Raw genomic sequence first — 17,595 nt, forward strand, 5'->3', positions numbered from 1 at the left:
ATGATCCGCGCGCGCGACTGGTCCGGCCATCCGCTCGGGGCGCCGCAGGACTGGCCGGAGGCCCTGCGCGTGGCGCTCGGCCTCGTGCTGAACTCGCCCGAGTCGATGATCCTCGCCTGGGGCCCGGAGCTGCACTTCTTCTTCAACGACACCTATTTCCCGCTGCTCGGGCCGCGCCTCCCCTGGGCGATGGGCGAGCGCTTCGACCGGGTCTGGGCCGATGCCTGGGACCAGGCCAAGCCGATCATCGACGACGCCATGGCCGGGCGCAGCCGCCGCTTCCAGGACCTGCCCTGGACGCTCGGCACCGACCGCGGCGCCGCCGAGACGTGGTGGAGCTTCTCCTATTCCCGCGTGCTCGACGCGGACGGCGCTGTCGCGGGCCTGTTCATCCTCACCAGCGAGACCACCGAGCGGGTGCTGGCCGAGCGGCGTCGCCAGGAGGCGGAGGACGCGCTGCGGGCCGAGCGCGACCGGGCGCAGGGCGTGCTCGACAAGATGGACGAGGCCTTCGCGCTCCTCGGCCCAGACCTGCGCATCCTCGACCTGAACGCCGCCGCGGAGCGGATGGAGCGCCGCCCGCGCGCCGAGATCGTCGGCCGCTCCCACCGCGACCTCTATCCCGATGCCGATCCGGCCCTGGAGCGGACCCTGGCCCGCGCCGTGGGCGAGGGCGTGCCGGTCGCGCTGGAGCACCGCTTCGCCTGGCCGGACGGGCGGGTGAGCTGGATCGAGATGCGCGCCTATCCCGTCCCCGGCGGGCTCGCCGTGTTCTACCGGGACGTGACCGCCCGGCGGGAGGACCAGGAGCGCTTGCGCCGGAGCGAGGCCTTCCTCTCGGCGACGCTGGAGGCGCTGCCGGTGGGCGTGATTATGGCCGATGCGGATGGCCGGATCCTGCGCGACAACGCCGCCAACCGCGAGATCTGGGGCGTCCCGCCGGAGACGGCGAACTGGGAGGGCTACGGCGACTGGGCCGGCTACTGGCCGGAGACCGGCGAGCGCCTGCGGGCCGAGGATTGGGGCATGGCCCGGGCGCTGCTGCGCGGGGAGACGGTGCGCAGCGAGCTCGTCGAGATCGAGCGCTTCGACGGCGGCGGCCGGCGCCTCTTCCTCAACAACGCCGCGCCGATCCGGGGCGGGGGCGGCGCCATCATCGGCGGGGTGGTGGCCGAGCTCGACGTGACCGAGCGCGTCGAGGTCGAGCGGCGCCTGCGCGCGAGCGAGGCGCTCGCCCGCGAGAACGTGGAGCGCGTCCAGCTCGCCTTCACCGCGGGCGCCATCATCGGCACCTGGCTCTGGGACCTGCCCACCGACCGCTTCACCGTGGACGAGGCCTTCGCCCGCAATTTCGGCCTCGACCCGGCGCTCGGCCGCGACGGGCTGAGCCTGGAACAGGTGATCGGGACGGTCCATCCCGACGACAAGCGGGCCCTGATCGCGGCGATCGAGGAGGTGGTCCGGCGCGGCGGAGCCTACGCGCACCAGTACCGGGTGCGGCGGGCGGACGGCCATTACTACTGGCTGGAGGCGAATGGCCGCGTCGACCACGGGCCGGACGGGACGCCGCTGCGCTTTCCCGGCGTGCTCATCGACGTGGAGGAGCGCCGGGCCGTCCAGGCCGAGCGCGACCGCGCCAATCGCGCAGCTGCGTGCGCTCACCGACACGCTGGAGAGCCGCGTCGCCGCGCGCACGGCCGAATTGATGCTCGCCGAGGAGGCGTTGCGGCAATCGCAGAAGATGGAGGCGGTGGGCCAGCTCACGGGCGGGCTGGCGCACGACTTCAACAACCTGCTCACCGGCATCACCGGCTCGCTGGAACTGATGAGCGCGCGCATCGCGCAAGGCCGCTACGGCGACGTTGACCGCTACGTCGCCGCCGCGCAAGGAGCGGCCAAGCGCGCCGCCGCGCTCACGCATCGCCTGCTCGCCTTCTCGCGCCGCCAGACCCTCGACCCCAAGCCCACCGACGTGAACCGCCTCGTGCGCGGCATGGAGGAGCTGATCCGCCGGACCATCGGCCCCGAACTCGCCCTGGAGGTGGTCGCGGCCGGCGGCCTCTGGTCGGTCCTGGTCGATCCGAGCCAGCTCGAGAACGCGCTGCTGAACCTCTGCATCAACGCCCGCGACGCCATGCCGGACGGGGGCCGCATCACCATCGAGACCGCCAACCGCTGGCTCGACACCGTGGCGGCGCGCGAGCGCGACCTGGAGCCGGGGCAATACGTCTCGCTCTGCGTGTCGGATACCGGGACCGGCATGAGCCCGGACGTGATGGCCAAGGCCTTCGACCCGTTCTTCACCACGAAGCCCATGGGCCAGGGCACGGGCCTCGGCCTCTCGATGATCTACGGCTTCGTGCGCCAGTCCGGCGGGCAGGTGCGGATCTATTCCGAGCTCGGCCAGGGCACCACCATGTGCCTCTACCTGCCCCGCCATTACGGGGAGACGGAGGAATCCGACACCCTGGCGCTGCTCGGCGAGGCGCCGCGGGCGCGGGTGGGCGAGACGGTCCTGATCGTGGACGACGAGCCGACCGTGCGCATGCTGGTGACGGAGGTTCTGGAGGATCTCGGCTACGCGGCGATCGAGGCGGCGGACGGGGCCTCGGGCCTCAAGGTCCTGCAATCGGACGTGCGGGTGGACCTGCTCATCACCGATGTCGGCCTGCCGGGCGGCATGAACGGGCGCCAGATGGCCGATGCCGGCCGCGTCTCCCGGCCCGGGCTGAAGGTCCTGTTCATCACGGGCTATGCCGAGAACGCGGCGCTCGGCGGCGGACGCCTGGAGCCCGGCATGCAGGTGCTGACCAAGCCCTTCGTCATGGAAGTGCTGGCGAGCCGGATCCGCGAGATGATCGAGACCTGACCGGGCGCCGCAGCCTGCGCCAGCCGATCACGATGCCGGAGAGCGAGACCGCGAGCCCGGCCGCGCAGAGCACCAGCAGCACGAGGTCCCAGGCCGGCCGGTTCTCGGTCAGCACCGCGAGGTCGAGGCTGTGCAGGGCGTTGAACAGCCAGCGCGAGGCCCGGTTCGAGCTGTCCATCCGGTCGAGCACCTCGCCCGTCTCCGGGTCGATGTGGAACCACGTCCCGGCCGGGTCGGCGAAGGCCGCGCGCAGCACCGGCAGGCGCCGGTCCGGCCCGTACCAGTAGAGGTCGGAGCGGGTGAGCCGTTCGAGCCGGGGCGCTCCCACCTCCGCCATCAGGGCGGGGGCGGCCTCGCGGATCGAAGCCTCCAGCGGCGCCGGCGGTCCGAGCACGACGGTGCCGCCGTCGCGGCAGGCGATCACCGTCACCGGCCGTCCCGCGACCCGGTGGAGCCGGACGTCCAGCGCCGGGCAGGCGGCGGCCAGCGCCGCGCGGTCGAAGGGGAGGGGGGCGTCCGGCCCGGCATAGTGCCGGAGCGCGGCGGGGTCGGGCGCGGGCGGCGAGACCCAGCGGCCCGGATTCATCGAGAACCAGCCGCTCGCGATGAAGACGAGGAGCGCGACCCCGCCGGTCAGCCCGGCGACGTGATGCCAGGCCATCCAGCCGCGATAGGGCGTCCCGAGGCCGCGCAGGCGCATCAGGCCGATCGCGAGGCCGGTCGCCGCACTGAGGACGCAGATCCCCGACAGCCACAGTACGACGCCGCGCCACAGCTCGGTCCGCGCCCGCAGGGGGGTGAGGTAGAGCCAGTGCGGCACCGCGCCGAGCCAGTTCCAGAACCGCTCGTGCCGGCTGGTGTCGAGGACGATCTCGCCGCTGACGGCGGAGACGTAGAGCTCGGTCCCGGCCGCGTCGCCGAGGGCGACCCGGTGGAAGGGCCGCGCCCCGTCGTAGCGCTGGTGCACCGTCCAGAGGTCGCGCGCGATCTCGTCGAGCACGGCCGGGTCGCGGGCCGCCGGGTGGTGGGAGGCCACCGCGCGGGCGAGGTCCGCGTCGGCGCCGGCAATCATCCGCCCGTCCCGGGCCGAGACGATGCGGCGCGCGCCCGTCCAGGGCAGGATCCGCCAGACCGGCTCGTCGCCGAGCATGGCGAGGTCGAGCCGCCGCGCCGCGCCGGGCGCGAGCCCCGCCCGCGCGAGCGCCGCCTCGGGGCGAACGGCGACGCTCTCCCAGGCGATGGCGGGCAGGGCGGCGCGGCGCTCCGCCTCGGTCAGGCGCGGGAAGGCCACGTACATCATCACCACGCCTGAGACGAACCACGTCGCGAAGAACAGGCAGGTGAGGATCCCGAGCCAGCGGTGGCCGAGGAGGAGCCAGCGCTTCAGGCGCTTCGGCGTAGGCAGGGCGAGGGAGGGGATCATGGCGCGGCCGAGCCGTGGCGCGGGTAGAGCCCCCGCGTCAAGCCGCGCTCAACGCCCCGCCTGCGGCAGCGGGGCCAGGCGCGCGAGGCGCAGCGCGATGGCGAGCGCGATGCCGTAGAGCCCGCCGACGAAGGCGACGACCCCCGGCCAGCCGCCATGGGCGAAGGCCCAGCCCCCCGCGGTGCCGAGCACCGACGAGCCGAGATAGTACAGGCTGAGATAGATCGAGGAGGCCTGCGCCCGGTCGCGCAGTGCCCGGCGCCCGACCCAGCTGCTCGCCACCGAATGGGCCCCGAAGAAGCCCACCGTGACCACGACGATGCCGCCGATCACCACGAGCAGGTTGTCGGAGAGCGTCATCAGGATGCCGACGAGCCCCACCGTGATCGCGAGCCAGAGCACCCGGCGCCGGCCGAGCCGGCTCGCGATCTCGCCGGTCACGGTCGAACTCGCCGTGCCCGCGAGATAGACCACGAAGATCGCCCCGATCGCGGTCTGGCTCAGGGAGAAGGGCGGCTCCAAGAGGCGGAAGCCGATATAGTTGTAGATGCAGACGAAGCCGCCCATCAGCAGGAAGGGCTCGGCGAACAGCCAGGGCAGGCCGGCATCGCGGAAATGCTGGCCGAAGGTCGCCGGCACCTCGCGCCAGCGCATCGGATGGGCGGTGAAGTTGCGCGCGGGCGGCAGCGCCCGCCAGAAGGCCACGGCGGCGAGCAGCGCCAGCGCCCCGATCACGCCGATGCCGAGGCGCCAGGGGGCGTGGTCGGCGAACACGCCCGCGATCAGCCGCCCGGTCATGCCGCCGAGCGCGTTGCCGCCGACGAGGAGGCCCATCGACAGGCCGATCGCCCGCGTGTCCATCTCCTCGCTGAGATAGGCCATGGCCACCGCCGGCAGCCCGCTCGCCGCGAGCCCGGCCAGCGCCCGGAGCGCGAGGAAGCCGTGCCAGCCCGGCATCAGGGCCGCCACGATGGTGAGGGCCGCCGAGGCGAAGAGCGAGGCGAGCATGACCGGCTTGCGGCCGAACACCTCGGAGAGCGGGCTCACCACGAGGAGCGCCACCGCGAGCAGCGCGCAGGGCAGCGACAGGGCGAGGCTGCTCTCGGCCGGCGAGACGCCGAAATCCTCGGAGAAGATCGGCAGCAGCGGCTGCACGCTGTAGAGGACCGCGAAGGTCGAGAACCCGGCCGCGGCGAGCGCCACCGTCGTCCTGCGGAATTCCGGTGTGCCGCTGCGGATCAGCCGGCTCTCGCTCCCGTCCATGCCTGCGCCCCTTCCTCCCGGCCCGGCGCGGTGTTGGAGCGTAGCGGACGGCCGCGTCAACGGCCTGCGGACGGGGCAGGGTGGCGGCGGGCGCGCATCGTCAGCGATCGGCGCCCCGGATCCGGCGGGAACGGCTTCAGGCACGAAAAAGTCGCTTGCGTCCCATTCGAAACGAACATAAAGATATCTTTATGTCTCTCGAACGCGCTATCGCGGCGCCCGCTCTCGCCTTCTCCAACGCGCTCGGCGTCCTCCGCGCCGCGGCCGAGGAGACGCGCCTGCGCATCCTGGCGCTGCTGGCCGAGGGCGAGCTCTCGGTCTCCGACCTCACCGACATCCTCGGCCAGTCGCAGCCGCGGATCTCGCGCCATCTCAAGCTTCTCGTCGAGGCGGGCCTCGTCGAGCGCCACCGCGAGGGCGCCTGGGCCTTCTTCCGCCTGGCCGAGGGTCGCCTCGCCCTGGTCGATCCGCTGCTCGCGGGGCTGGAGCGCGAGGGGCCGCCGCTCTCCGAGGACCGCGCCCGGCTGGAGGCCGTGCGCGGCCAGCGCGCCGAGGCGGCGCAGAGCTTCTTCGCACGGCTCGCGCCGAAATGGGACGAGCTGCGCTCGCTCCACGTGCCCGAGGCCATCGTCGAGACGGCGGTGCTGGAGACGCTCGGGCACAGGCCCATCCGCAGCCTGATCGATCTCGGCACCGGGACCGGGCGCATGCTCGGCCTGCTCGCGCCCCATGCGGAGCGGGCGACGGGCCTCGATTCGAGCCACGCCATGCTCTCGGTGGCGCGGGCGAATCTCGAGCGGCTCGGCCTCAACCGGGTCGAGCTGCGCCAGGGCGACATCCACGCCCCGCCCTTCGCCCGGGCGAGCTTCGACCTCGTGGTGGTGCATCAGGTTCTGCACTATCTGGACGATCCGGCCCGGGCCCTGCGCGAGGCGGCCCGCCTCGTGGCGCCGGGCGGCCGGCTGCTGGTGGTCGATTTCGCGCCGCACGAGCTGGAGTTCCTGCGCGAGTCGCAGGCCCATCGCCGCCTCGGCTTCGCCGCCGAGCAGGTGGCCGTCTGGCTTGCCGAGGCGGGTCTCGGCAGCGTGACGACCCGCGGCCTCGCCCCGGCCGACCACGGCCAGCTCACCGTGACCCTCTGGCTCGCCACGGAGTCCGAGGCCCCCGCCGAGGCCGCGCCCGCCCGCGCGGTCGCCTGACCATTCGCCAGCTCCGTCGTCTGAACCGACCGACATAGAGGACGATCTCGATGCCCACAGCCTCCCAACACCGCGCCAGCCGGGATGGCTACCGCCCGATCCGCGTCTCCATCGAGTTCTTCCCGCCGAAGACCGAGGAGATGGAGCGGATCCTCTGGAACTCGATCGAGCGCCTCGCGCCGCTGCAGCCGAAGTTCGTCTCGGTGACCTACGGCGCGGGCGGCTCCACCCGCGAGCGCACGCACAACACCGTCGCGCGCATGGTGCGCGAGACCGGCCTGAAGCCCGCCGCCCACCTCACCTGCGTCGCCGCGACGAAGGAGGAGATCGACGACGTCGTGCAATCCTACTGGGATGCGGGCGTGCGCCACATCGTGGCCCTGCGCGGCGACCCGGCGGAAGGCGTCGGCCACGCCTACCGGCCCCATCCCGGCGGCTACGCCCAGACCTCCGACCTCGTCGCCGGCATCAAGCGCATCGGCGACTTCAAGGTCTCGGTCTCGGCCTATCCCGAGAAGCATCCCGAGGCCGCCTCGCTCGATGCCGACATCGACGCCCTGAAGGCCAAGGTCGATGCCGGGGCCGACCAGGCGATCACCCAGTTCTTCTTCGACAACGAGATCTACCTCCGCTACCTCGACAAGGTCCGCGCGGCCGGGATCGAGATCCCGATCATCCCGGGCATCCTGCCGGTGCAGAACTTCAAGCAGGCGGCGAACTTCGCCCGCCGCACCGGCGCCTCGGTGCCCTACTGGCTCGCCGCCCGCTTCGAGGGCCTGGAGGACGACGTGGAGACCCGCCGCCTCGTCGCCGCCGCGGTGGCCGCCGAGCAGGTGCTCGACCTCGTCGACCAGGGCGTGGAGGATTTCCACTTCTACTCGATGAACCGCTCCGACCTCGTCTACGCCATCTGCCACCTGCTCGGCCTGCGCGCGCAGGCCCCGAAGGCGGCGGCGGCGAAGGCGGCCTAGGCTCCCTATCGGAGCACCTCCTCCGAAGTGTCGCGCGAGCGGCCTAGGAGGCTCCGGCAGGCGCACACGATATCTGGAGGCCTCCTTCGAGGCCTCCGCTTCGCTCCGGCACCTCAGGACGCGGTGCCTGGACGGGCGATGCGAATCTTCGGAAGGCTAGACATGACCGACTTCCCCCCCGTCGACGGCCGCGAGATCGAGAAGGCGCTGCGCCAGCGCGCCTCGGAGAAAATCCTCGTCCTCGACGGGGCGATGGGCACGGTGATCCAGCGGCTCGGCCTGACCGAGGCGGATTTCCGGGCCGAGCGCTTCAAGGACCACGGCCACGATCAGAAGGGCAACAACGACCTCCTGATCCTGACGCAAGCGGACGCGATCCGGCAGATCCACCTCGACTACTTCCTCGCCGGCGCCGACGTCTGCGAGACCAACACCTTCTCGGGGACCACGATCGCCCAGGCCGATTACGGCATGGAATCGATCATCCACGAGCTGAACGCGCAGGGCGCCCGCCTCGCCCGCGAGGCCGCCAAGCTCGCCGAGGCACAGGACGGCCGCCGCCGCTTCGTGGCCGGCGCCCTCGGCCCGACGAACCGCACCCTCTCGATCTCGCCGGACGTGAACAATCCGGGCTACCGGGCCGTCACCTTCGACCAGGTGAAGCAGGCCTATGTCGAGCAGGTGCGCGGCCTGATCGACGGCGGCGCCGAGCTGATCCTGATCGAGACGATCTTCGACACGCTGAACGCCAAGGCGGCCATCGCCGCCACGTGGCAGGTCTTCGAGGAGACCGGCATCCGGCTGCCGATCCAGATCTCGGGCACGATCACCGACCTGTCGGGCCGGACGCTGTCGGGCCAGACGCCGGCCGCCTTCTGGAACTCCCTGCGCCATTCCGACCCGCTGACCTTCGGCCTGAACTGCGCGCTCGGCGCGCGTGAGATGCGCGGCCACATCGCGGAGCTGTCGCGGATCTGCGACACGCTGGTCTGCGCCTATCCGAATGCCGGCCTGCCCAACGAGTTCGGCCTCTACGACGAGAGCCCTGAGGCGATGGGCAAGCTGGTGGGCGAGTTCGCGGCCTCCGGCCTCGTCAACATGGTCGGCGGCTGCTGCGGCACCACGCCGGACCATATCCGCGCGATCAGTGAGGCCGTCGCCGACAAGAGCCCGCGGAAAATCCCCGAGATCCCGCGCCTGATGCGGCTGTCGGGCCTGGAGCCCTTCGTGCTTACGAAGGAGATCCCCTTCGTGAATGTCGGCGAGCGCACGAACGTCACGGGCTCGGCCAAGTTCCGCAAGCTCATCACCAACGGCGACTACGCCGCGGCGCTCGATGTCGCCCGCGACCAAGTCGCGGCGGGCGCCCAGGTCATCGACGTCAACATGGACGAGGGCCTGCTCGACTCGCAGAAGGCGATGGTCGAGTTCCTGAACCTCGTCGCCGCCGAGCCCGACATCGCCCGCGTGCCGGTGATGGTCGATTCCTCGAAGTTCGAGGTGATCGAGGCCGGCCTCAAGTGCCTCCAGGGCAAGCCGATCGTGAACTCGATCTCCATGAAGGAGGGCGAGGAGAAGTTCATCCACGACGCGAAGGTGTGCCGCGCCTACGGCGCCGCGATCGTCGTGATGGCCTTCGACGAGAAGGGGCAGGCCGACTCGCTGGAGCGCAAGGTCGAGATCTGCACCCGCGCCTACAAGGTGCTGACCGAGACCGTCGGCTTCCCGCCGGAGGACATCATCTTCGACCCGAACATCTTCGCGGTCGCCACCGGCATCGAGGAGCATAACGGCTACGGCGTCGCCTTCATCGAGGCGACCCGGCAGATCCGCGAGACCCTGCCGCACGCCCATATCTCGGGCGGCGTCTCGAACCTGTCCTTCGCCTTCCGCGGCAACGAGCCGGTGCGCGAGGCGATGCACGCGGTGTTCCTGTACCATTGCATCCATGCCGGCATGGACATGGGCATCGTCAATGCCGGCCAGCTCGCGGTCTATGACGAGATCCCGGCGGAGCTTCGCGAGCTGTGCGAGGACGTGGTCCTCAACCGCCGCGACGACGCCACCGAGCGCCTGCTCGACGCCGCCGCGCGCTTCAAGGGCGGGGGCGAGAAGGCCAGGACCGCCGACCTCACCTGGCGCGAGGGGACGGTCGAGAAGCGCATCGAGCACGCGCTGGTGAACGGCATCACCGAGTACATCGTCCAGGATACCGAGGAGGCGCGCTCGGGCGCCGCGCGTCCGCTCCACGTCATCGAGGGCCCGCTGATGGCCGGCATGAACGTGGTCGGCGACCTGTTCGGCTCGGGCAAGATGTTCCTGCCGCAGGTGGTGAAGTCGGCCCGCGTGATGAAGCAGGCGGTCGCCTATCTCGAGCCCTTCATGGAGGAGGAGAAGAAGGCGGGCGGCGGCGACGGACGGCGCCAGGCCGCCGGCAAGGTGCTGATGGCCACCGTCAAGGGCGACGTGCACGATATCGGCAAGAACATCGTCGGCGTCGTGCTCGCCTGCAACAACTACGAGATCATCGATCTCGGCGTGATGGTGCCGGCCGCCAAGATCCTCGAGACGGCCAAGCGCGAGAACGTCGACATCGTCGGCCTGTCGGGCCTGATCACGCCCTCCCTCGACGAGATGGTGCACGTCGCCGGCGAGATGGAGCGCGAGGGCTTCGACGTGCCGCTCCTCATCGGCGGCGCCACCACCAGCCGCGTCCACACCGCCGTGAAGATCCACCCGGCCTACGAGCGCGGCCAGGCGGTCTACGTCACCGATGCCAGCCGCGCCGTCGGCGTGGTGTCGAGCCTGATCTCGAAGGAGACGCGCGACTCGACCATCGAGACCGTGCGGGCCGAGTACGCCAAGGTCGCCGAGGCGCATCGCCGCTCGGAGGCCGACAAGCAGCGCCTGCCGCTGGCCAAGGCCCGCGCCAACGCCTTCAAGCCCGACTGGTCGGGCTACCGGCCCGCGAAGCCGAGCTTCACCGGCACGCGCGTGTTCGGCTCCTACGAGGTCGCCGACCTCGTCCCCTATATCGACTGGACGCCGTTCCTGCAGACCTACGAGTTCAAGGGCCGCTTCCCCGCGATCCTCGACGATCCCGAGCAGGGCCCGGCCGCGCGCGCCCTGTTCGAGGATGCGCAAGGGATGCTGAAGCAGATCGTGGAGGAGCGCTGGTTCAACCCGAAGGCGGTGATCGGCTTCTGGCCGGCCAACGCCGTCGGCGACGACATCGTCCTCTACACGGGCGAGAGCCGCGCCGAGACGCTCGCCACCTTCCACGGCCTGCGCCAGCAGCTCTCCAAGCGCGATGGGCGCGCCAATACCTGCCTGTCGGACTTCGTGGCGCCCGCCGGCAGCGGCCTCGCCGACTATGTCGGCGGCTTCGTGGTCACCGCGGGCATGGAGGAGGTGCGCATCGCCGAGCGCTTCGAGCGGGCGAACGACGATTACCGCGCGATCCTGGTCAAGGCGCTCGCCGACCGCATCGCCGAGGCCTTCGCCGAGCGCATGCACGAGCGCGTGCGCAAGGAGTTCTGGGGCTACGCGCCCGACGAGAGCTTCACGAGCGACGAGCTCGTGCACGAGAAGTACGACGGCATCCGGCCGGCCCCCGGCTACCCGGCCCAGCCCGACCACACCGAGAAGGTCACGCTGTTCGACCTCCTCAAGGCGGAGAGCCGCATCGGCGTGACGCTCACCGAATCCTACGCCATGTGGCCGGGCTCGTCGGTGTCGGGGATCTACATCGCCCATCCGGAGGCGCACTACTTCGGCGTCGCCAAGGTGGAGCGCGATCAGGTCGAGGACTACGCCCTGCGCAAGGGCATGGACGTCGCGCAGGTCGAGCGCTGGCTCGGCCCGATCCTCAACTACGATCCCAGCCGCTACCTCGCCGCGGCGGCGGAGTAGCTTTCCCGTCGGCCGCCCCCGATATATCCTCGTGAGATATATCGGGGGCGGCCCGGGAGTGCGCCATGTCGGACATCGCCAAGGTCTTCTGGTCCGGCCGCTCGCAGGCCGTGCGCCTGCCCAAGGCCTACCGCTTCGATACCGAGGCGGTGCGCATCCGCCGCGAGGGCGACGCGGTGATCCTGGAACCCGTCGCGGAGAGCTGGGACCTGATCGCCGGCAAGCTGCAGCCCTTCGACGACGATGCGGTCGCCGCGATGGAGGAGGAGGTTCCCCAGCAGGAGCGTCCGGAGCTCGACGACCTCTGATGCGCTACCTGCTCGACACGAATGCGGTCACCGCGCTCGTGAAGAAGGATGCCGGCTTCTGGGCGCGCCTGCGCCGGACGGAGCCGCGCGACATTGTCCTCTCGGCGATCGTCGCGCACGAGATGTTCTACGGCGCCTATCGCGGGACGCGGACCGAGCGCACCCTTGAACAGATCGCCGACCTGCCGTTCGCCTGCCTCGACTTCACGGTCGAGGATGCCCGCAGGGCCGGCGAGATCCGCGCCGCGCTCGCCACTGCCGGCACGCCGATCGGGCCCTACGACGTGCTGATCGCCGGCCAGGCGCTCGCCCGGGATCTCGTGCTGGTCAGCCGGAACCTGCGCGAATTCGCCCGCGTGCCCGGCCTCAGGGTCGAGAACTGGGAGCAGCCGGTCGCATGATCCACCCCCTGTGTCCTCCAGGCGCTTGACCGGGCAAGCGCAGCCGTTTCAATGCGCCGATCCCGCGGTGTGTGAAGGAGTGGCGACGACGATGCGACGGCTCGCAGGCCCGCTCGCCCTCGCGCTCGGTCTCGGGGGCTGCACCGGCTTTTCCTACATCTCGAAGACCTATGTCAGCCTCACCCCCCAGGTGGTGACGATCGGCTGCAAGGATCCTTACGAGGTCTACGACCAGCGCCAGCAGCGCCGGATGCTCGTGGTGTCGAACACCCTGCGCGAGGTGACCGGCTGCAGCGTCGGGGAGGCCTTCACCGGGCGCGACCCGGCCGAGACCCGGGCCGAGCGCTTCCGCGTCGCCGCGCGCACCTATCTCGACGAGACGGTGCGCGAGGATTGCAAGATCGCCGGCGAGCGCGTGTTCAGCGACCTTCAGACGGAGTTCCGCTACACCTGCGCCGGTCCGATCGAGCCGCGCGGCACCAAGGTGCCCCGTCTGCCCGGCCGCGTGAATCCGGGCCTCGGCCCGCGCTGACGCGTTCCCGACAGGCGTGGAGGCCGGCGCTCAGCCCTCGTCGGGCGGCGTCCGGAAGGTTCGCTCGGTGGCGTCGCCCGCGGCGGCCAGCAGGGCCCGTGCGAAGGCGCGCGCCTCGCCCCGTTCCAGCACGAGCACGGCGCTGGCCGGCGCGCCGTTGAGGTCGGGCAGGGCGAGTTCGAGGCGCACGCCATCGGCCATCGGCGTCGCCGACAGGCTCCAGCCCTGGCCGTCGGCACCTCGCTCGGTTCCTCGTCCGGGTTCCCGCATGCCGCCCCCCGTGCTCGTCGCGTGGCCGTTCGCAGACCTGCCCGGTTCGGTCAATCCGTGATCGCCCGCGGCAAGGGCACGATCCCCTGTTGACGAGACAGCTGCGCGATGATGTCTCCCGCGCGGACGATCGCGTCCGCTCCGGCGCCATCCCAGACGCGATCGTCCAACAGGCATCCGAAGGAAAGAAGCATGTCCGAGATCTGGTTCCGCACCGGCGAGGCCACCGTCCTCGCCGCCGAGGGGCAGTACACCGACGCGATGCCCGAGGTTCTGATCGGTTCGACCCGCGGCCCCGTGGGGCAGGCCTTCGCCTCGATGATGGGGCAGGTCCAGGGCCATACCCGCATGTTCGTGGTACGCGACCTCAACCAGCTCGTGCGCCCGGCCACGATGATGACCACCAAGGCGACGATCCACACGGCCGAGTATGTCGAGCTTCTCGGCGGCGTAGTCCAGGCGGCGACCGGCGACGCCATCGTCGACTGCATCATCGAGGGCATCCTGCCCAAGGACGGCCTCGACGAGCTGTGCATGATCATCATGATCTGGCTCGACCCGCGCTGCGCCGACCACGACGACCTCGACCAGAAGGACCTCTACCGGACCAACTACGAGGCGACGAAGCTCGCGATCGCCCGCGCCCTGAAGGGCGAGCCGACCGTCGAGGAGCTGATCGCCAACCGCAAGACGGTGAAGCACTACGCGCTCGAGGACGTGATCGAGTACTGATCGCGCGGGGCCGGCGTGGCCCCCGGGGCGCGCCTCAGCCCGGCGGGATGCGCCCGACCGAGCAGAGCGTGCGCAGCGCGCTGCTCGCCGGGTCGGTGTAACAGCTCGCCGACCAGCCGTTCTGCTGGACGAAGGACTTGCGCCGCTCGGCGAGCGAGGTGGCATGCGCCCGGGCGATGATCGGCGCCACCGAGGCGGCCGGCTCGCCGATCACGATCTGCGAGGCCAGCGCGAGGTCGTTGAAGAAGGTAGCCGAGGGCTGCGCCTCGCTGGAGCTCGCCTGCACGATCGGCTCGGCGCGGCAGGTCAGGTCGACCTTGATCGCGCCGGGCATGCGGATGTCGATGCTCGGGCCGGAGCGGCGCCCGACCTTGCCGCCGATCGCCTCGGCGATCTGGCGGGCGAGGCCGTCGCACTCGTCGGCTTGGGCCGCGGCGGTGGTGAGGAGAAGGCAGGCGAGGGCGAGGCGAAGCATGCCGCCTGGATGCCGCAGGGCCGGGCCGCTGTCGAGGCCGACCCGCCTGACGGAGCCGTGATCCGTCAGCGCCGCCCGCCGCCCGCGGGCTTCTCGGCGAGCCAGATCCGGTGGCGGGCCCCACCGCGGCGGCCGTTGGCGCGGGCGGGCACCTCCTCCACCGCGAAGCCGGCATCGCGCAGGCGCCGCGTGAAGGCGGCGTCGGGATGGGCCGACCAGACCGCGAGCACGCCGCCAGGCCGCAGCGCCCGGCGGGCCTGGCCCAGCCCGGCATGGTCGTAGAGCCGGTCGTTGCCCGGATGCGTGAGCCCGTCCGGCCCGTTGTCGACATCGAGCAGGATCGCGTCGAAGGCGCCGGCCGCCTCTGCGATCGGCGCGGCGACGTCCGTCTCGCGCAAGCGGACGCGCGGATCGTCGAGGATGCCGCCGAAGATCTCGGCGAGCGGCCCGCGCGCCCAGGCGGCGACCGCGGGCACCAGCTCGGCCACCACCACCTCCGCCCGCTCGGGCAGGGCCGCGAGCGCTGCCCGCAGGGTGAAGCCCATGCCGAGACCGCCGATCAGGATGCGCGGGCTCGGGCGCGCCGAGACCCGGCCGCAGGCGAGCTGGGCCAGCGCCTCCTCGGAGCCGCTGAGGCGGCTGTTCATCAGCTCGTTCTGGCCGAGCTGGATCGAGAACTCGCTGCCCCGCCGCATCAGCTTGAGCGTGCCGCCATCCTTCGGGATCGCCGCGGTGTCGATGTGGACCCAGGGAATCACGCCGCGCCTCCGGTCTCGTCGAGCCAAGCCAGCATGCCGGCCGCCGCCGCCCGGCCGCTGGCGAAGGCGCCCTGCAGCAGGTAGCCGCCGGTGGGCGCCTCCCAGTCGAGCATCTCGCCCGCCGCGAACAGGCCGGGGCGGTCTCTCAGCATGAAACGCGCATCGAGCCCCCCGAGGCCGCCCGCCGTCGAGATCGCCCGGTCGATCGGCTCCGGCCCGTCGATACGCAGGGGCGCGGCCTTGATGCGGGCGGCAAGCGCAGCCGGATCCGCGGGCAGCGGCCCGCCCGCCGATTCGCGCAGCAGTCCCGCGGTCACGGGCGCGAGCCCGGCACCCTTGCGCAGGCGGTTGGCGAGGGATTCCCCCGGCCGCTGCGCGGCGAGCCGCCGGGCGAGGGCCTCCGCGGCGAGGTCGGGGCGCAAGTCGAGGGTGAGTTCGGCCGCGCCCTCCGCCGCAGCGGCCTCGCGCAGGAGCCGCGAGAGCGCGTAGACTGCCCCACCCTCCAGGCCCGTGCGCGTGACCACCATCTCGCCGAGCACCGAACGGCCGCCGACGGAGAGCCCGACGCGCTTGACCGGCTCGCCCGCGAAGCGCGTGCGGAAGACCTCGGACCACGCGACCCGGAAGCCGACATTGGCCGGGCGTAGCGCCGAGACCGGCGCGCCGAGGCCGGCCAGCAGCGGCACCCAGGACCCGTCCGCGCCGAGGCGCGGCCAGCTCGCCCCGCCGAGCGCGAGCAAGGCCGCTTCGGGCGCGTGCCGGACCGGCCCCTCCGGCGTCTCGAAGACGAGGCTGCGCCCCTCGATGGCGACGAGCCGGTGCCGGGTGCGGATGCGGACGCCGAGGGCTTCGAGCCGCGCGAGCCAGGCCCGCAGCAGGGGCGAGGCCTTGAAGCGCTCGGGGAAGACGCGCCCGCTGGACCCCACGAAGGTCGGCTCGCCGAGATCCGCGCACCAGTCGCGCAGGGCCTGGGGCGGGAAGGCGCGGATCGCCGCCTCCAAGCTGCCGGCCGGATGGTAGCGGCCGAGGAAGGTGGGCAGCGGCTCGCTGTGGGTGATGTTGAGCCCGCCGCGTCCCGCCATCAGCAGGCGCCGGGCCGGCGAGGGCATGCGCTCGTAGACGGTGACGGCGCGGCCGGAGCCCGCGAGCAGCTCGGCCGCCGCGAGCCCGGCCGGGCCGCCGCCGACCACCGCGAGGGCCGGCGCCTCTGTCGGATCTGTGGACATGGCTGTGGGCAAGGCGTCAGAGCGGCGGCCCTGTCAAGGCAGCATGGCCAGCCATGTCCCGGCTGCCCTTGATTCGCCCCTTTCGCCCACCTAACTCGCGCCCATCGGCTGCGGGCCCCTCTGGCGGGATGCACTTCGCTGCTTCCGTGATGTCGGAGCCGATGCCCTCTCAAGGAGCATCGCGGTCCCGTCCATGATGGATTTTCTGTTTTTCCTGTGGCTCGGCAAGCCCGTCTGGATGTGGCTCGGCTTCCACGCGCTCATCGTCGGCCTGCTCGCCTTCGATCTCGGCCTCCTGCACCGCGACAAGGAGCACGAGATCGGCGTGAAGGAGAGCCTCCTCCTCACCGCCTTCTATTTCGGCCTCGGCCTCGCCTTCGGCGGCTGGGTCTGGTGGTATTTCGGCCCGCAGGCCGGCCAGGAATACGTCACCGGCCTCGTGGTCGAGAAGTCGCTGTCGATGGACAACGTCTTCGTCATCGCGGTGATCCTGTCGGCGCTCGGCATCCCGCGGGCGGCCCAGCACCGGGTCCTCCTCTGGGGCATCCTCGCGGCCGTGCTGCTGCGCGGCCTGATGATCGGCTTAGGCGCGGCGCTCGTGCACCAGGCGCACTGGGTGCTGTCCCTGTTCGCCGCCTTCCTGATCTATGCCGGCCTCAAGATGCTCTTCTCCAAGGAGGAGGACGAGGGCGACATCCAGGACAGCGCCTCGGTGCGCTTCCTGCGCCGCGTCCTGCGCATCACGCCGGAGCTGCACGGCCAGCGCTTCCTGGTGCGCAAGACCGATCCGAAGACCGGCAAGGCCGCGCTCTGGCTGACGCCGATGGCCTTCGCCCTGGTGCTCGTGAACGGCGCCGACGTGATCTTCGCCGTCGACAGCGTGCCGGCGATCTTCGCGATCACCACCGACACCTTCGTGGTCTACACCTCGAACATCTTCGCGATCCTGGGGCTTCGCGCGCTCTACTTCGCGCTCGCCGCGATGGTGGACCGCTTCGCCTACCTGAAGACGGCGCTCGCCTTCATCCTGATCTTCATCGGCACCAAGATCGTCGTCGCCGACACCTTCGGCCTCGTCCACGTGCCGACCTGGGTCTCGCTCGCCGTCACGGTGGTCGTGCTGATCGCGGGCATCCTCTACAGCCTGTGGCGCACCCGCGGGGAGGCGCCCCACGCCGAGCCCGTCGAGCCGCGGGCCGAGATCCGCAGCCGGGCCTGAGCTACGGGGATCCCGAAGGGACGATGTCCCTTCTGTG

The 17,595-nt window shown here is 71.6% G+C and carries 15 protein-coding genes and 2 pseudogenes; 10 read left to right on the forward strand and 7 right to left on the reverse strand.

What is annotated here, in order from left to right; all coding sequences use genetic code 11:
- Positions 1-189: 189 nt before the first annotated feature.
- Together MTDSW087_RS31450 and MTDSW087_RS18240 are read left to right on the forward strand one after the other, a co-directional pair.
- Positions 190-756 (forward strand): annotated as a pseudogene (locus tag MTDSW087_RS31450) (PAS domain-containing protein); the annotation flags it as partial.
- Positions 736-2,869 (forward strand): annotated as a pseudogene (locus tag MTDSW087_RS18240) (ATP-binding protein). The pseudogenes MTDSW087_RS31450 and MTDSW087_RS18240, both read left to right, overlap by 21 nt.
- On the opposite strand, the gene MTDSW087_RS18245 reads toward MTDSW087_RS18240, so the two are convergent.
- Together MTDSW087_RS18245 and MTDSW087_RS18250 are read right to left on the reverse strand one after the other, a co-directional pair.
- Positions 2,823-4,292 (reverse strand): PepSY domain-containing protein, encoded by a 1,470-nt coding sequence (locus MTDSW087_RS18245; RefSeq protein ID WP_186383898.1) that lies wholly within the window; start codon positions 4,290-4,292, stop codon positions 2,823-2,825. The pseudogene MTDSW087_RS18240 and the gene MTDSW087_RS18245 overlap by 47 nt on opposite strands.
- A 48-nt stretch (positions 4,293-4,340) precedes the next feature.
- On the reverse strand, positions 4,341-5,555 hold the full coding sequence (locus MTDSW087_RS18250; RefSeq protein WP_144766324.1) for an MFS transporter: 1,215 nt from the start codon (positions 5,553-5,555) through the stop codon (positions 4,341-4,343).
- Positions 5,556-5,746: 191 nt separating this feature from the next.
- Between MTDSW087_RS18250 and MTDSW087_RS18255 the strand changes: the two genes are divergently transcribed.
- The 6 genes from MTDSW087_RS18255 (at position 5,747) to MTDSW087_RS18280 (ending at position 12,878) form a co-directional block, all read left to right on the forward strand.
- Positions 5,747-6,754 carry an ArsR/SmtB family transcription factor gene (locus MTDSW087_RS18255; protein ID WP_144766325.1) on the forward strand — a complete coding sequence of 336 codons (1,008 nt, stop codon included), beginning with the start codon at positions 5,747-5,749 and terminating at the stop codon, positions 6,752-6,754.
- Positions 6,755-6,804: 50 nt separating this feature from the next.
- Complete coding sequence (gene metF, locus MTDSW087_RS18260; RefSeq protein WP_144766326.1) at positions 6,805-7,725, forward strand: methylenetetrahydrofolate reductase [NAD(P)H]; 921 nt, start codon at positions 6,805-6,807, stop codon at positions 7,723-7,725.
- Positions 7,726-7,887: 162 nt separating this feature from the next.
- Positions 7,888-11,637, forward strand: coding sequence for a methionine synthase (metH, locus tag MTDSW087_RS18265; RefSeq protein ID WP_144766327.1), 3,750 nt, complete (start codon positions 7,888-7,890; stop codon positions 11,635-11,637).
- A 65-nt stretch (positions 11,638-11,702) separates the two neighbouring features.
- Complete coding sequence (locus MTDSW087_RS18270; protein ID WP_144766328.1) at positions 11,703-11,945, forward strand: antitoxin; 243 nt, start codon at positions 11,703-11,705, stop codon at positions 11,943-11,945.
- Positions 11,945-12,346, forward strand: coding sequence for a type II toxin-antitoxin system VapC family toxin (locus MTDSW087_RS18275; protein ID WP_144766329.1), 402 nt, complete (start codon positions 11,945-11,947; stop codon positions 12,344-12,346). Before MTDSW087_RS18270 ends, MTDSW087_RS18275 begins: the two co-directional genes overlap by 1 nt.
- A gap of 91 nt (positions 12,347-12,437) precedes the next feature.
- Entirely contained in the window at positions 12,438-12,878 is a 441-nt protein-coding gene (locus MTDSW087_RS18280) for a hypothetical protein (protein ID WP_373321951.1), read from the forward strand.
- A gap of 30 nt (positions 12,879-12,908) precedes the next feature.
- On the opposite strand, the gene MTDSW087_RS18285 is transcribed toward MTDSW087_RS18280, so the two are convergent.
- Complete coding sequence (locus tag MTDSW087_RS18285; protein WP_144766331.1) at positions 12,909-13,148, reverse strand: hypothetical protein; 240 nt, start codon at positions 13,146-13,148, stop codon at positions 12,909-12,911.
- Positions 13,149-13,198: 50 nt separating this feature from the next.
- Positions 13,199-13,342, reverse strand: coding sequence for a hypothetical protein (locus MTDSW087_RS30265; protein ID WP_186383899.1), 144 nt, complete (start codon positions 13,340-13,342; stop codon positions 13,199-13,201).
- Here MTDSW087_RS30265 and fae point away from each other — a divergent pair.
- Entirely contained in the window at positions 13,341-13,880 is a 540-nt protein-coding gene (fae, locus tag MTDSW087_RS18290; RefSeq protein WP_144766332.1) for a formaldehyde-activating enzyme, read from the forward strand. The genes MTDSW087_RS30265 and fae overlap by 2 nt on opposite strands.
- A gap of 34 nt (positions 13,881-13,914) precedes the next feature.
- Here the strand turns inward: fae and MTDSW087_RS18295 are convergent, their stop codons facing one another.
- The 3 genes from MTDSW087_RS18295 to MTDSW087_RS18305 all read right to left on the reverse strand — a co-directional run bounded on the left by MTDSW087_RS18295 (position 13,915) and on the right by MTDSW087_RS18305 (position 16,339).
- A complete protein-coding gene (locus MTDSW087_RS18295) occupies positions 13,915-14,355 on the reverse strand; it encodes a hypothetical protein (protein ID WP_144766333.1) in 441 nt (146 codons plus the stop codon).
- Positions 14,356-14,420: 65 nt separating this feature from the next.
- Entirely contained in the window at positions 14,421-15,113 is a 693-nt protein-coding gene (locus MTDSW087_RS18300; RefSeq protein WP_144766334.1) for a spermidine synthase, read from the reverse strand.
- Positions 15,110-16,339 carry a TIGR03862 family flavoprotein gene (locus MTDSW087_RS18305; protein ID WP_144766335.1) on the reverse strand — a complete coding sequence of 410 codons (1,230 nt, stop codon included), beginning with the start codon at positions 16,337-16,339 and terminating at the stop codon, positions 15,110-15,112. Before MTDSW087_RS18305 ends, MTDSW087_RS18300 begins: the two co-directional genes overlap by 4 nt.
- A gap of 193 nt (positions 16,340-16,532) precedes the next feature.
- Here MTDSW087_RS18305 and MTDSW087_RS18310 point away from each other — a divergent pair, with 193 nt between their 5' ends.
- Positions 16,533-17,558: a TerC family protein gene (locus MTDSW087_RS18310; RefSeq protein ID WP_144766336.1), complete on the forward strand. Its 1,026-nt coding sequence runs from the start codon at positions 16,533-16,535 to the stop codon at positions 17,556-17,558.
- Positions 17,559-17,595: the final 37 nt, after the last annotated feature.

The sequence above is a fragment of the Methylobacterium dankookense genome, from assembly GCF_902141855.1.
GTDB classification, from domain to species: Bacteria; Pseudomonadota; Alphaproteobacteria; order Rhizobiales; family Beijerinckiaceae; genus Methylobacterium; species Methylobacterium dankookense.